The sequence below is a fragment of the Candidatus Cloacimonadota bacterium genome, from assembly GCA_019429305.1.
In the GTDB taxonomy this organism is placed as follows: domain Bacteria; phylum Cloacimonadota; class Cloacimonadia; order Cloacimonadales; family JAJBBL01; genus JAHYIR01.
The window spans coordinates 1-14609 of sequence record JAHYIR010000034.1; the positions used below are offsets into that span (position 1 = coordinate 1).

Here is a 14609-nt window from a genome sequence, read left to right on the forward strand (position 1 = left end):
CCATTATTGGTAATTATTTTACTATCCCAGATCTGCTTGAGAGATTCCACAAATTCTTCCAATGGTGGCAATGCCGGTTGAGTTACGAAAACCGGTTTTTCAATATCTTTTTTCATTGTCTTTACCAAATTTCTTGAATATCTTCTCCATAACAATTGTTTTTATTAAAAGATAGTCCTTCATTCTGAATATTTCCGTCAATCCCAGCGTTAAAACAGCTCCGAGTAGTATTTGAAATGTTAAAGTTACCAATGGAGAGGTCCTAAGAAATTGACCTGCCATAAAAACAGGTAATCCCATACTAATAGCGACTAGGAAAGATGGAAATATATCTTTTAGTTGATCCAGAGAAGAATATCCGATAAATTTGCCGCTCCATTTGCTGTTTATGAAAAAAGCAATCAATGTATTAAAAAACATCAATCCAATCATGATCTTAATGCCTAAGAATATCCCAACAAAGATCGTAGGTATAACTAGAAGCTTTTTGATGATCTCCAGTTTTAAAAAAAGATCACTCCTCCCCTGAACCTGCAGCATATTGAGATTGATCGCCTGTAGTGGATACGACATACCAACGAAACAGAGCAACTGCAGATAAATCACCGAAGGCAACCATTGTTCACCTATTAGAGTAAGAACCATAGGTTTGGCAACTGCTGCCATCCCGATCATCGAGACAAAAGTTATAAACATAGTACTTCTGATCAGTTTCTGATATGATGCTTTTAAGCGAGGGATATCCTCTTGGATCGAGGCAAGTACCGGATAACTGACACGTTGGACAACACGAGTAATGTTTTCGGAGGGTAGTTTTTTAAACTGAGTGGCTCGTGTATAATAGCCTAATTCCTCAGCAGAGAAATATTTACCAATAACTAAGAGATATATGTGTCGATGAATAGTATCCAACAAACTACTCGCTAAAAGTTTTGAACCAAAAGAAAACATCTCTTTGAAAGATTGCCAGCTAAAGACCAAAGAAGGTCGCCATTTGTTCCAAATCCATAGTAATAAAGTAGTGATCAGAGCGATCATCAGGTGTTTCGCAACCAAACTCCAGACACCAAATCCACGATAAGCCATAACAACACCGATTATACCTGCTCCTAAAGCCGATATTATGGAAATCTTGGTAAGAAGCTTAAAATCAATTCTCTTGGACAGGATTACACCCTGAACAATAGATACTGAACTAATAATTATCCCCAAACTTGATACCCTTATTATTAACTTCAACTTTGGTTCATCAAAAAAATTACTGATAACTCCGGCAGACAGAAACAATATAGCATAGACAACAATACTAACAACGAAATTGTAATAAAAAACAGTAGAATAATCTTCTTGCGTGCATTTACTTTTTCTTATCAGAGCATGAGGCAACCCACTGATAACAAATGGTTGTAAAAAAGCAACAAAAAAAGTAGTCATGCCGATCAACCCGAACTCTCTGGGAGTAAGTAATCTTGCCAAAATTATACCAAATATAAATTGCACACCATGCTTGGCAAAATTATCAATAAAACTCCAAGTAAGACCGGATACTGTTTTATCTTTGAGGGACATTAGAGTTAAAGTTTAGAAGGTTTAGTGCTTCGCTGTTTAGTAGGTTTAGCATTTCTCTGTTGAAATAGTTATAATAACTATATTTTTCTTGATTCATTCGACATGATAATTTTATCGAGGTAATCGATAACCTCTGCAAATTCATGAGAATTTTCCTGTTTCAGATAATAAAGATCCTGAAAGCAAAGAAATTTGATATTACTATTACCTTTCCTGATCAGGTCAAACTTGTATCTTTCGTGCTGCAATCCACCTTTCCGGGGTATCATCAATAGAGAATCATTGCCGTCTCGAATCTCTGCTTTGTTATTCTTTAAAGCTAAATGTGTATGAATAACCAGTGAAGATGATTGATCTTTATGCCTAAAACGATGTTTGACATAGTCTTCTAAAACCTGTTTATTGTTTTCATAAAATTTGTCTAATACCGATACTTTAGCAGGATAAGGAGAATGAACAACTTCAAAGTGTTCCTTTTTATATCCTGTTACTATTGCTCCGTTAGTTTGGTAGTTATTAACCGACCAAGAAATTCTTTTTATACTTCTTAGTTTAATGAAATGTTTGAAGAGTCGTATTGATCTATTCATCGTCAAATTCTCATTACTTTTCCAACTTCCCCTGACAACTGTTTTATCTTCATGAAAAAAATCTTCTGCAGCTGTAGGATTAATGATAAAGAAATCGTCATTAAAGGCAATAAACTTATCAGAAAGACCGGGAATCTTCCATAATAATGTTTCTATCGAAAGCGAGTTAAAGGTTGGTAAATATTGTAGATGATCACGGAAAATAATCTTATGGTCAATAACCGAAACCCCTAATTCTATTTTTTTCTCATCTGTTAGCCAATCTGGGCATTGTTCATCAGTAACTAAAAATATGTTTCTTATCCAGGGAGCAAATTTTCTGATAGAGTAAATACAGTATTTAACTTCATTTACTTCTAAAAATCTACCTTCAAGAGCAGCACAGTGAGTAATTTGTTCATCGATCACTTGCGAATATTGCTGTCGCTTATTAATGTGCTTCGGATCGTTTCCGTCAACCCAGGTTATTACGGCATCGATGGGATCGTTGTTTAGTGAGGGATTGTTCATGGAAATAAAAGTTTAGAGTTTAGAAAGGTTTAGTGCTTCGCGGTTGAGAAGGTTGAGTGCTTCGCGGTTGAGAAGGTTGAGAGAGTTTAGATAGAGAACTTTTTCGAAGTTGGTTAATCTGATATGAGAGACTTTCAATATCTGATCTAAAAGAATTATAGTCATCTTCTGTTATGTAATTAAGATCTAAACAGATTATGATTTGATTGAGAACTTCCATCAGACTGGAATAAGCTATTTGATAAAAGTGCGATTGATCTTTAGATGAGATACGAGAAGAGCCTTCTGCAATATTAGAACTAATAGAAATTGCAGCTCTACGCAACTGATCAATCATTCCATAGCTTTCTTCTTTAGGAAATTCTTTTGTTAAAAGATAAATTCTAGTTACAAAAGCTCTAGAATCTTGCCAAACTCTTAACTTCTCAAAAGCATATGTATTCTCTTTCTTCATATCATTTCTAACTAAACTTTCTAAACCTTCTCAACAGCGTAGCGCTAAACTCTCTCAACTTTTTATTTCTTTCTTCTCAACTATCTAAACAGCGTAGCGCTAAACTCTCTCAACTTTTTATTTCTTTCTTCTCAACTATCTAAACAGCGTAGCGCTAAACTCTCTCAACTTTTTATTACTCCAAGTCTCTCCTGCTGATACTTCTTTTCCTGGATATTCTTCCACCATTGACGGTTATCGAGATACCACTGGATTGTCTTACGGATGCCGGTTTGGAAAGTTTCTTTCGGAGTCCAACAAAGTTCTTTTTGGATCTTGGAAGCATCTATAGCATAGCGGAGGTCATGTCCGGGGCGATCTGCTACGTAAGTTATTAGTTCTTTGTAAGTTTTGAGTTGAGATGATGGTTCGACCTCATCGAGGATCTCGCAGATAGTATGCACTATCTCGATATTCTTCAGCTCAGTATTGCCACCGATGTTATAAGTTTCTCCCGGTTCACCTTTCTCGATGACGGTTTTGATCGCTTCACAATGATCGTTAACATAAAGCCAATCACGGACATTGAGACCCTTGCCATAAACAGGTAAAGGTTTATGGGCAAGGCAGTTAAGGATCATCAAAGGAATTAATTTTTCAGGGAATTGATAAGGACCATAATTATTCGAGCAGTTGGTGATCAAGATAGGTAACCCGAAAGTTCTCTGCCAGGCACGTACAAGATGATCGGATGATGCTTTGGAGGCAGAATAGGGCGAACTAGGATCATAGGGTGTGGTTTCTGCAAAGAGTCCTTCATCGCCCAGAGAGCCATAAACTTCATCAGTCGAGACATGATGAAACCGGAAAGCTTTTTTCTTATCATCACTTAGTTTTCTATAATGATGTAAGGCATTCTGGAGCAGAATAGCAGTACCGAATATATTGGTATTGATGAACTCCATTGGACCGTCTATAGATCGATCTACATGTGACTCAGCAGCAAAATTGACAACTACATCGGATTGATATTTCTTAAAAATCCTCTCTATTTCTAGCTCGTCACAGATATCCTGCTGCTCGAAGAAATAGCGAGAACCACCATATTTTTGCTCGATAGTAGTGAGATTCTCAGGATTTCCGGCGTAGGTCAATTTATCGACATTAACGACTTTACCTTGGAAATCGGATTTCTTGAAAAGATAATGGATGAAGTTGGCTCCGATAAAGCCGGAGCCGCCGGTTATTAGGTAGGTTGGCATTATTACTCCGTTGAGAAAGGTTTAGAAGGTTGAGAGCTTCGCTGTTGAGATTGTTGAGAAGGTTTAGTGCTGGGTGGTTGAGATAGTTTAGATAGGGCACTTTTGCGAAGTTGGTTAATCTGATATGAGAGACTTTCAATGTCTGATCTAAAAGAATTATAGTCATCTTTTGTTAGGTAATTTAGATCTAAACAGATTATAATTTGATTAAGAACTTCCATTAAACTGGAATAAGCTATTTGATAAAAGTGAGATTGGTCTTTAAATGAGATGCGAGAGGAGCCTTCCGCAATATTGGAACTAATAGAAATTGCAGCTCTACGCAACTGATCAACTAACCCATATCTTTCTTCTTTAGGAAATTCTTTAGTCAGAAGATAGATTTTAGTTACAAAAGATCTGGAATCTTGCCATACCCTCAACTTCTCAAAAGCAAATGTTCTTTCTTCTTTCATAATTAATTTATCTCAACCTTCTCAACAGCGAAGCGCTAAACTCTCTCAACCTTTTTCTTTAACCTCAACCTTCTCAACAGCGAAGCGCTAAACTCTCTCAACCTTTTTCTTTAACCTCAACCTTCTCAACAGCGAAGCGCTAAACCTTTCTTTAATTCTCAACTCTCAATTCTCCATTCACAATTTTCTTGTTTATTTCCACATTTTTGCTCTTAAGAATATAGGTAAGGAAAAACCAGAGAGCAACAAGAACAACGAGAAAGTTCATGGGGAGACGATACCGTTCGAGGGGCCAGATCATATAGGCATGAAGTAAACTATGGATGAATGGGAGAGCTGCCAGAAAGATGATCAGCCATTTTTTTCTGATCGCAGCAAATAGTATCCCTAGAATATAGAAGGGAAGAAAAATCCCATAGAATAATATGCTTATCGTGTTATGAGCTAAAGACCACTTAACCGGTCTGAATCCATATTGTATATATGTTAATCTAAAAAAGGTTGGTTGCCAGTAATGCTGGAAAGACTTTAAGTACTTTTCATACTTTCCAAATCTTCGTGGTTCGACTCCGAATCTATCTGCTGCCCTTACTGCATATTCTTCACGACGTGTTATTTCTTGTTCGATACCCTCTTCTGAATCAAAGTGAACTTTTGCAAAGTCTGTACCCCAAATCTTTGAAGTAAAAGCTGTAGTTCTCGGAGTAAGAATCATTATTTCGCCAAATTGCTTGTAATTTCTTATCGTCCAGGGGATCATAGTAACAACTAAAACTAATAACCAGAGAAAAGAGTGCTGGATCTTCAACTTTTTTTGTGAAACAAAAAAAACGCAAAGCAGAAATACCGGAGTATAGATAAAGAACCTTTCATCAGTATGAATAAGAAGAGAGAAGATAAAAGAAGAGAGAATAACATTTAGCAGAATATTTCTTTTTTGATAAATATTGATCAGACAGAGTATAGCCAAAGGTAATAAGAGAAAGATAAGCGGTTCTTTGAGAATTTGATAGTTAAACTTAATTATACTGATGTTGAAAACAGACCATAATGCCATTAGATATCCAGCTGTGAGACCTACCAGCTTGAAACCTATCCAGAAAAGAACATAGACTAAAAGGGCGCTAAAGAGACAATTAAATACAAGTGTAAGCCAGATCGGGTCTCCTGTTACAAGTTTAGAAAATGCTACTATTATTGGTAAAACCGGTCCTGATCGCATTACTTCTCGAGGACCGAAATCGGGATAAAAATCACCCTCTGCAAAACTTACACCTTGATTCAGATAATATAAAGCATCCTGCCAATATGACGTACCGTGCAAAGAATACTCTCGATAAGTCAATGAAACTCTTAATGCAAAGGAAAAAACAAACAAAATAAAAAGAATTAACACACGGTTTTTTAATAAAAAATCGTAAATCTTTGCCATTGAGTATTTACTCCAGATACATATTTTTTCTTACTATGGGACCAATGAGTTTGGTAAACGAAACAGGAGAGTTTTTCCATACTTTGATCATTATGCTGTATATCTTTCTTTTCTCCTGTATATCCAGTTTCTTTTTGGTACTATAAAGAGGATAATCCGTTATCAGGCAGTTTCCCCAAGATTTTTTGAAATTGTAAGCTCCCGTATCTTTTTGGCTCCTCCCCATATTATACTCTTTAACCCCATTTTCAAGGGAGTACTTAAATGCTTGATAAAACCGATAATCATTTACCCGTGTAGAGAAAAAATTGCGCAGAGTTGCTGCTTCAGTACTGATGATCTGATCCTTGTATTTGAGTAGCCACATTGCTCCTATTGGGAGTTCGTCTTTTTCGACTATCAAGATGCGGATGTAATCACCAAGATATTCAGCCTGTTTTTTAAAGTAATTTATTGAGTTAACCGGAGTGCCTAAATCTCGGTAGTTACGTAAATATACCTGATAAAAGATATCGATCCTGTCATCTGCAGGTTGTGATACAGTATGGTATAATCCTAAATCAGTGGCAATCCTGACATTTCTGCGATGTTTCTTCCCAATACTTTGGCGTAAGTCCTCTACATTAGAAGGCATTGGTTTATAAATACGAACATTCTCTTCAGATACTGACATTTCTGTAGATAATCTGTAATTATTATACAGCACAAGGTTTGATGACTTCAGTTTTTGTTGTAAATCCTTAACAAAAGAGTATAGAGCATCTTTATACTTATCTACATTATTAAGGAGAATACCTGCCGGTGGGGTGGTAATGATATTTTTAAAAATCCCGGTTTGATGAATGAAGGGAAGCACACCAACAATTCTGTCATCTTCCAGTAGAAAGTAATAATAAGGTGTGTAATTATATGTATCTTTATAGACGAAAGCCCATTCTGCAAGATGGAAAACTTCCGAAGATTTATGTCCAAAGACATAAGTATTCCATTCAGATATGTTGTCTTTTTCTAAAGGCTTGAATGAGAGCATGTATTTATAAAACAGAAGATCATATATTATCTTAAACTGTTGCCTATTCTATAACCTTGTTCATTTTAAAGATCTGTCCAGAGAGGAGTGATAAACCGCTAACCAGTCCCTGTAATATCATGATCGATGACATAATAAAGGCGATCAAGAATGCATGTTCTGCTGAAACGCCTATCTGAGGAAAGATCGACACAGCAATAAATTCACGTAAACCGATACCTCCGATAGAGACGGGGAGTATTTTACTTATCATTATGGTAAAAACGGTAAAAGCAAATCCAACAATACTAAAAGAGAGGTTATGAATAACTGAGTAGGCAATTAAAATGTAAATAATGGCAATAAGAGAATGCCTTAAAGCAGCTATAACAGTATTTGTGGTGATCGTTCTCAAATATTGATCCTTTGATTCATAAGCAAACTTCAGGATTTGAAGTTTTCTGTTTATAGTGCTTAAGAATTTATTTATCCAGTTCAAAGCTACAGGTTGATTTAAGATATATAGCAGTATCATCTCAATAACAAATAGAGTTACTAAGATCAGCTGAAGAATTGTACCAACTTCTATGAGACTTAAAAGCCACACAGGAAGAAGAATCAACGTTAGTGAGAATGTGTAAAGAAGACGGTCTAAAAATACAACAAGCGAGTTTTTTAGATAACTCGCTCTATAGAGGGTTTTAAAAGATTGGATCTTATAGGCATCTCCAAATAGGGGGAAAATCAGTGAAAAAAAGAAACCATGAAACTTGACCTTAAATACGCTGAAGATATCGGTTTCTACTCCATAAAACTTATATAATGATAGAATCCTGTAGCTATTGATAAAAAGATCTATGATCAGAATGATCGGTATAGGTAAGTATAACAATAAGTTAATTTCGGAAAGAACCTGCAAGAGCTTATCAGTTTCTAATCGTTGTAACGCAACATAAAGCAATATTATTGTTGCTACTATTTGAAAGAACCATTTAACTATTTTGAGGTATCTTTTCATCAATGTGTCTTTCGTAGATCTCTTTACAGGTCTTAAACCTTTGAGAATAATTGCTTAAAAGTTTTATTAAGTTCCGTTCTGTTCTTATCCCCTTATTGATCCAGAAAAAAGGACGATGTCTCGGATTTGCCAAGGGTACTCTCTTCTGAGAAATATCTAAAGGGTGCAGATAAAACATTGTATCACCTTTTTTTAGTGCTTGGTCAATAACCTTTTTGAAATAACCGAAGCCCATTAATCGGAAGAAAAAGGCACCACCACCGGGTAATATTATCTTATTGCTGAGCTTATAATAACTCCATGGCAATTCATAAAGATCCGAATCTGGATTCTTCTGTCCGAGAGTTTCAGAGTTGATCCGGTAAGGCATTGTCGGAATATTTCTTAAAACTACGTTAGTTTTATTATAGAAGCTGTTATAAACTACTGATGAATCATATCTAAATCCCAATTGTGCCAATAAAGGAACCATCCAATTAGCAAAGTAAGCATTAGGTGCTCTAAAACCGATAATTTCCCTGTCAAATATATCTTCCAATATTTTTTTAGATCTTTTCAGCTCATCAAACCATTTTTCTATCGGTTCAAGAGGATTCTTATTCTTATAATCTATTGCCGATTGGTGAGTTAAGCTATGAACACCTATCTCGTGATCTGTCTCTTTTAATGCCTCAGATAATTTTGGATATCTCTGTGCTACGTCTGCTACAATAAAGAAAGTAGCTTTTATCTTATAGTCATCAAGTATTTGTAATATTCTTATGGTTTCATCGGTAATACAATCAATATTGTCTTTGCCATGACTGAGGAAAAAATCTTCTAATTTCTTGTATAATGAAAAAGAAGCGCCACTTATAGCCGGTGTATGATACCAATCTTCAATGTCAAAAGAGAGTGCAATATAATTAATAAGATAACCCTTTCGTATAATATCTATCGAATATCAAAGTTTGTAGGTTTTAATTTTTCTCGTCCCTTTTTTCCAACGTTTTCTGGCATTCTCAAATACTTTGCCCATGAACGCAGGAGGGATCTGGTCTATTACAAATCTGGCAAATCTGGTGGAACACAAAAGAAACAGCATATCTATCATAAATTCCATCAGATATCGCGTCATTTTGAAATTATCTATTCTGTAACCATAGTCAGGTACCGGTCTTCCCAAGAACCTTAAAAACTTCAATCTAATGAAAGATCCTCTTTTTTTCAGATCATATCCGTGACTATGCATCTCTATGGCTTGATCAAGATCAATAGGAAACGTTTCGATCAGATTATCTTGTTTCATCTTATCTATGATTCTTTTCCCGGCATCTGATCTGGTAATGATCAGAGAAAAGCCCTTACCCCGTTCTTCATAAACTGGAGCCCAGGCATCTCCGACTGAAATATCGGTAAACTCATTCGTCAGATCTGTGCAGAGAAGACTATTTTTTACTATATGAAAGAGGATCAGGTAATTAGCATAGAACTTCTTCATCTGGAATATTTGACCGTCTTTCAGCTCTACTCTCATATTCCCGGGCCATTCACCATAGCGGAAATACAGCTTTGCGATTTGAGTATAATCTTTTATTCCATGCGATCTCAGAAAACTCACAATTGATGAAAAATGCAGGGTATTTCCATAAAAGGGACCAAAAAAGTATTTAATTTTTCTTACTGCCGGATGATCTAATCGTTGTAATGATCTTATAGACTGAACCTGTCCGGGTAAACCGACATAAGCGAGATTACCTGCGAAACTGGAAATTTCCGGTATGATCTCATTAACAGAGGTTATTATATACTTGCTCTGGGCAGCAGCAATGATTTCTTCCTCTGTTTTGGCAATAACCGGTTCTGTCAGCCATGGTTTGGTTTTTGACATCCTGGTTACTACAGCACCATCGATCTCACCCGATCTTAAGAGAAATAACAGGATAGTAGTTAGAATTCCACCACTGGCTGCTAACCTTCTTATCTCTTCTTCTGTAGCATATCCAATAGAAAAATCTTTATATGCACCTATATATTCGTGAGAAAGAACATCTGCACCAAAAATTCTATCTCTGTTAACTGGAAAATCGAATTTTCGCCCTGAACATACCTCATTGATCAATTCTGCAGTCTTTTCATCTACTTCTTCAATAATATCGGGCAGATAGGCACCTTCTCGATCATTGAAGACTATTTTCCCTTCAGATAGACCAACACACGACCCACAGCGATTACACAGACCTGATCTGATCGTTTCTTTTAAAACATCAATTTTTTTCACAAACGTATATCTGCCTGATCCCTAATTCTGATAACCAGGTATCTTGAAATTTAATGATCAATTTTTCTGACCATTCACGTAATATTTTAGGTCCTACCGGCAGCAAGACCGTACCTTTATGATATATAAGTTTCCAACCGGTTTCTTTGAACATCTCTTTCACCTCTGGCGAAGGAAGAAAACGATGTGGTCCTTCGCCATGTCCACCAAAGAGGCAAGTATAGATCTGATAGGGGATCTCACTTGTTAAGGGGGGGCAACTTAAAACCAGTAGAGCTTCGGGAGTTGATACTCGATATAGTTCTTTTAAAAAGTTGATCGGCTCTGATACATGCTCCAGAGTCTCTAATGAGAGAATTCTATCAAAACAGGAATCTTCATAAGGTAATTCTGAATAGGAAGATATCTTTGTCTGCTTAGCTTCGGGTCTTAAACGGGCAGCCACATTTATTAAACCCTGTGATATCTCTGCATTTTCTATGCTAACATGAGGATTTGCCTTAAGAATAAAGTCATTTGCTTCACAATCCCTGCTGGTGATGTTCAGAATTCTTGATCCCTCTTTTAATCGGAGCAAGGGGATAGTTTCTCTGAATCTCTGGGCATGAGTATCCTTTACTCTCTCATTTTCCTTAACATAGATATCTGCTGCCGAATCCCAGTGATACTCGACATCTTTGTCTTTCCAGGAATTGATCCGGAATGATCTTTTACTACTCATTTCCTGTTAAGAATAGCTATCTGATCTGCCAGTAGTCCGATAAGGAAAATCAAAACACCTATGATACAGAGGATTACCCCTGTATTAGAAAACCTCTGAACATGAATATAATTAGATAACCCCCAAAAAAAGCCGAAAGTGGTTATAAAAACACTTACAGGAAAGAATATTTTTAACGGATTAAAGAGCATAATTACCCTTGTTAGCAAGAGAAGAGTCTTTGCCCCATCCTTAAAGAATTTTACACTGCTTGTTCTTCCCTCTCTCTCTTTCACGGTGATGGGAAAAGTTCCGATCTGATAACCCTCTTTTAAGAATGCTAACGTAGATGTTGTTGAAAACGAGAAACCATTAGGCATGACATGCAGCATCCTAAAAATTAGATCACGATGGAAGCCACGTAATCCCGAGTTATAGTCGGGTAACTTCTGACTTACAAGATACTCGCCGATCAGCCGGATAAATGTTTTACCGACAAGTCGTGATTTAACCTGATGTGAATCTTTATCGCGCTCTCCGATCACCATTTCATAATCATCTAACATTTCGATCATTTGAGGTAGATAAGATGGGTCATGCTGTCCGTCACTATCCATAAAAATTACCTTTTCCCCTTTTGCTTTTCTGATGCCTGTTTTCAATGAAGCACCATATCCCTTGTTGATCGTATGGTTGATAACTCTTACAGAAAATTGCTTTGAGATCTCGGCTGTCCTGTCGGTTGATCCATCATTAACTACAATAACTTCAACTTTTTTATTAAAACTCAGGTTAGTCAGTTTCTCAAGAGTATTCTTTATTCCCACTTCTTCATTATAGGCAGGAATTATCACTGAAACATCAAATTCATACTTCATACTCTACATATCCTTTCTTGATAACGCGTTATCACCTTCAAATACCCCAACTATATTAGAATTTATTAACTTATATATAAATGTGTGGAAAACAAAAAAACCGACTATGACTCCCATTATATTGTAAAATAGATCTACGGGATTATAAGCTCTATACGGAAGAAATTTTTGGATATACTCAACTAAAACAGCAAAAAACAACGAGATAAGAATTATCTTTATATATTGCCTGGTGTTATGTGTTAGTTTGCCATATTTTAAACCTAAGTAATAGAAAACTGGGAGGATAAAGAACCCAAAAAAGTGGAAGATATAATCAATCCGAAAACTCCAACCTTTTCCGGAAGCAAGTTCGTTGATATTGCCTGTTCCGACAGGAACCAGATTTACGATGATTATTATTAAGAGCCAGAAGTAGAAAAGGTTCTTTTTAAGCATATCTTCAAAGTTATTAGTAAAATCCTGCAGGAGAAGAGCAAGAGTTTAGAGTTGAGTGTTTAGGGTTTAGTTCCATAGGGAGATAAGCAAGAAAAACTGTGATCAGTAATCAGTGATCAGAAAAAAAACACTGGGAAGATAGCAAGAAAAAATAGTTACTAGCTAATAGCTACTAGTTAATAGTAAAAAGCCGGAGGGAGTGTAGCTGCTCCACAGCAATTTATAATGTAAAATGTACAATGTATAATAAAATGCCAAAGGGAGTAAAAGTAAGTCCATTGGAAGGATAGCAAGGTAATAGTATTTTGTCATCTCGACTGGAGAAAGACTCACGCAGTGGGTCTTTCACAATGGAGAGATCTCATTACCGACTAACTACGAAGCAAAGCAAGCAAAGATGGGATATCTCGACTACACTCGATATGACAAAATATGGGGCTAATGCACACGAATGATGCCACAAATAGGCTCGAATACAAGAGAAATACCTGAGATATAGATGTATTATACCCTTAGGGAGCAGGGGAGTCGGCTCGAGCCGACTACGCTCCTTCCTAATGGTTTGTCAATGGATTAGCCAAAAAATTGTTACGAGTTATGTGTTACGAGTTACGGGAATGCCAAAGGGAGTAAAAGCAAGTCCATTGGAAGTGAAGCAAGCATCGTCCACTAATTTACACAGATTAAAAAAGAATGAACACAGATGCTCCAGCGGAAGTGTAGCTGCTTCGCAGCAATCTATAATGTTGAATGTACAATGTATAATAAAAAACCAAAGGGAGTAAAAGTAAGGAAAATAGTGATCAGTTATCTGTTATCAGTGATTAGAAAAAAAACCACTGGGATAATAGCAAGTCCATTGGGAGTGAAGTGTGATTTATTATTTATTGCTGATTATCTTGTTTGAGATATTTTCTGAGAAGTTCTGCATCTGCCAGGTCTCTTGTTCTTCCTGTAGCTTCCTTATTCTTTATCAGGTCTTGCAGAGAGATCAGACTCACAGTTGTAGTGCCAAAATTCGCATCTACCCTTGCTTTAAAAGCTATGTCAAAGTCTAAACCGGTCAATGATGTTAACATGTCGATTCGGACTGGGGGATAGCCGAGCTGGATAACAGAATCAGGGTTGAGTATATCTTCTTTGGTTATTCCCAGAGTACTAAAACCAAAGTTGTGAAGAACAGCAATTATTTTGTCGGCATTTAAAGGTGTTGAATCAACCCAGATATCTATATCGCCTGTATTTCTCGGTTCTGCATGAAAACCGACAGCATAAGCGCCTACTATCAAATAGCGGACTTTACTTTCGTTTAATAACTTTACAAACTCTTCGAAGTCCTTCTCTACTTGCACGATACTCTTCTTCCTGATGATTTAATCTGATCCATTGCTCTCTTAGTATCTGAATGAGCTCGAGTCGTTGCTCCGGAGTCATATTTCGATACTGTTCTCTGCTATATTTAGCAGCTTCTTCAAATGTGTGAGATATTTTTGATTTCATATATTTGATTATATATTGCCTATGGATGAATAGCAAGGAAAAATAGTTATTAGCTAATAGCTATTAGTGAAAAGCCGTAGGGAGTGAAGCTGCTTCGCAGCAATTTATAATGTAAAATGTACAATGTATAATTTGAACTCGTGGAAGCTGAGCAAGAAAAAGCGTGACCTTTGATCAGTGATCTGGGTAAATTAAAGAAGCAAAAACAAGTCCATAGGGAGTAGAGCAAGAAAGATCCAAGACGTCTGGATAGAGCTTCGCCCCGTCACCTCCGCAAATTAAAAACGGTGATTTAGGGTTTTGTTTCCAACCTCAAAAAAACTCATTAATAAAGGGTTTCAATCCTATATTGATTTGCTTTGTATTCTACGTTATGAAAAATGTCAAGAAAGAAAGTTGGAAATTAGCTATTAGCTATGTGGTTATTAGTGAAAACTAAAGAAGGTTTAGCAAGTCCATTGGAAGTTAAGCAAGCATTGTCCACGAAACACACTAATAATATCACCAATACACACAAATGAAAAAGAAAAAAAACATGATCTACTAGCTGAGTAA

The 14609-nt window shown here is 36.4% G+C and carries 14 protein-coding genes; all 14 read right to left on the reverse strand.

Annotated features, from left to right (window positions below; translation table 11 throughout):
- Window positions 1–99: 99 nt before the first annotated feature.
- Complete coding sequence (locus K0B81_09030; protein MBW6516737.1) at window positions 100–1569, reverse strand: lipopolysaccharide biosynthesis protein; 1470 nt, start codon at window positions 1567–1569, stop codon at window positions 100–102.
- A 77-nt stretch (window positions 1570–1646) separates the two neighbouring features.
- Window positions 1647–2669 (reverse strand): Stealth CR1 domain-containing protein, encoded by a 1023-nt coding sequence (locus tag K0B81_09035; protein MBW6516738.1) that lies wholly within the window; start codon window positions 2667–2669, stop codon window positions 1647–1649.
- 19 nt (window positions 2670–2688) lie between these two features.
- Window positions 2689–3123: a four helix bundle protein gene (locus K0B81_09040; GenBank protein ID MBW6516739.1), complete on the reverse strand. Its 435-nt coding sequence runs from the start codon at window positions 3121–3123 to the stop codon at window positions 2689–2691.
- A gap of 164 nt (window positions 3124–3287) precedes the next feature.
- Complete coding sequence (gene rfbB, locus K0B81_09045; protein ID MBW6516740.1) at window positions 3288–4364, reverse strand: dTDP-glucose 4,6-dehydratase; 1077 nt, start codon at window positions 4362–4364, stop codon at window positions 3288–3290.
- Between the two features lie 2 nt (window positions 4365–4366).
- A complete protein-coding gene (locus K0B81_09050) occupies window positions 4367–4819 on the reverse strand; it encodes a four helix bundle protein (GenBank protein ID MBW6516741.1) in 453 nt (150 codons plus the stop codon).
- Window positions 4820–4970: 151 nt separating this feature from the next.
- Complete coding sequence (locus K0B81_09055; protein MBW6516742.1) at window positions 4971–6251, reverse strand: hypothetical protein; 1281 nt, start codon at window positions 6249–6251, stop codon at window positions 4971–4973.
- 7 nt (window positions 6252–6258) lie between these two features.
- Window positions 6259–7281 carry a GNAT family N-acetyltransferase gene (locus K0B81_09060; GenBank protein ID MBW6516743.1) on the reverse strand — a complete coding sequence of 341 codons (1023 nt, stop codon included), beginning with the start codon at window positions 7279–7281 and terminating at the stop codon, window positions 6259–6261.
- Window positions 7282–7324: 43 nt separating this feature from the next.
- Window positions 7325–8278 (reverse strand): flippase-like domain-containing protein, encoded by a 954-nt coding sequence (locus K0B81_09065; protein ID MBW6516744.1) that lies wholly within the window; start codon window positions 8276–8278, stop codon window positions 7325–7327.
- Window positions 8253–8816: a DUF3473 domain-containing protein gene (locus tag K0B81_09070; GenBank protein MBW6516745.1), complete on the reverse strand. Its 564-nt coding sequence runs from the start codon at window positions 8814–8816 to the stop codon at window positions 8253–8255. The genes K0B81_09065 and K0B81_09070 overlap by 26 nt, the downstream gene beginning before the upstream one ends.
- Window positions 8817–9221: 405 nt before the next feature.
- Window positions 9222–10538: a Coenzyme F420 hydrogenase/dehydrogenase, beta subunit C-terminal domain gene (locus tag K0B81_09075; GenBank protein ID MBW6516746.1), complete on the reverse strand. Its 1317-nt coding sequence runs from the start codon at window positions 10536–10538 to the stop codon at window positions 9222–9224.
- Window positions 10525–11259, reverse strand: a complete 735-nt coding sequence (locus tag K0B81_09080) for a methyltransferase domain-containing protein (protein MBW6516747.1) — start codon at window positions 11257–11259, stop codon at window positions 10525–10527. The genes K0B81_09075 and K0B81_09080 overlap by 14 nt, the downstream gene beginning before the upstream one ends.
- Window positions 11256–12116, reverse strand: a complete 861-nt coding sequence (locus tag K0B81_09085; protein ID MBW6516748.1) for a glycosyltransferase family 2 protein — start codon at window positions 12114–12116, stop codon at window positions 11256–11258. The genes K0B81_09080 and K0B81_09085 overlap by 4 nt, the downstream gene beginning before the upstream one ends.
- Before the next feature lie 3 nt (window positions 12117–12119).
- The gene (locus tag K0B81_09090) at window positions 12120–12554 is read right to left on the reverse strand and encodes a VanZ family protein (protein MBW6516749.1); all 435 of its coding nucleotides are present in this window, start codon (window positions 12552–12554) and stop codon (window positions 12120–12122) included.
- Window positions 12555–13438: 884 nt separating this feature from the next.
- A complete protein-coding gene (locus tag K0B81_09095; GenBank protein MBW6516750.1) occupies window positions 13439–13906 on the reverse strand; it encodes a hypothetical protein in 468 nt (155 codons plus the stop codon).
- Window positions 13907–14609 lie beyond the last annotated feature (703 nt).

Bases quoted from the DNA above. Each gene is read 5' to 3' on its own strand.
- K0B81_09040 (MBW6516739.1), bottom strand. From the start codon at position 3,123: ATGAAGAAAGAGAATACATATGCTTTTGAGAAGTTAAGAGTTTGGCAA.
- rfbB (MBW6516740.1), bottom strand. From the start codon at position 4,364: ATGCCAACCTACCTAATAACCGGCGGCTCCGGCTTTATCGGAGCCAAC.
- K0B81_09085 (MBW6516748.1), bottom strand. From the start codon at position 12,116: ATGAAGTATGAATTTGATGTTTCAGTGATAATTCCTGCCTATAATGAA.
- K0B81_09035 (MBW6516738.1), bottom strand. From the start codon at position 2,669: ATGAACAATCCCTCACTAAACAACGATCCCATCGATGCCGTAATAACC.
- K0B81_09050 (MBW6516741.1), bottom strand. From the start codon at position 4,819: ATGAAAGAAGAAAGAACATTTGCTTTTGAGAAGTTGAGGGTATGGCAA.
- K0B81_09030 (MBW6516737.1), bottom strand. From the start codon at position 1,569: ATGTCCCTCAAAGATAAAACAGTATCCGGTCTTACTTGGAGTTTTATT.
- K0B81_09060 (MBW6516743.1), bottom strand. From the start codon at position 7,281: ATGCTCTCATTCAAGCCTTTAGAAAAAGACAACATATCTGAATGGAAT.
- K0B81_09055 (MBW6516742.1), bottom strand. From the start codon at position 6,251: ATGGCAAAGATTTACGATTTTTTATTAAAAAACCGTGTGTTAATTCTT.
- K0B81_09065 (MBW6516744.1), bottom strand. From the start codon at position 8,278: ATGAAAAGATACCTCAAAATAGTTAAATGGTTCTTTCAAATAGTAGCA.
- K0B81_09080 (MBW6516747.1), bottom strand. From the start codon at position 11,259: ATGAGTAGTAAAAGATCATTCCGGATCAATTCCTGGAAAGACAAAGAT.
- K0B81_09090 (MBW6516749.1), bottom strand. From the start codon at position 12,554: ATGCTTAAAAAGAACCTTTTCTACTTCTGGCTCTTAATAATAATCATC.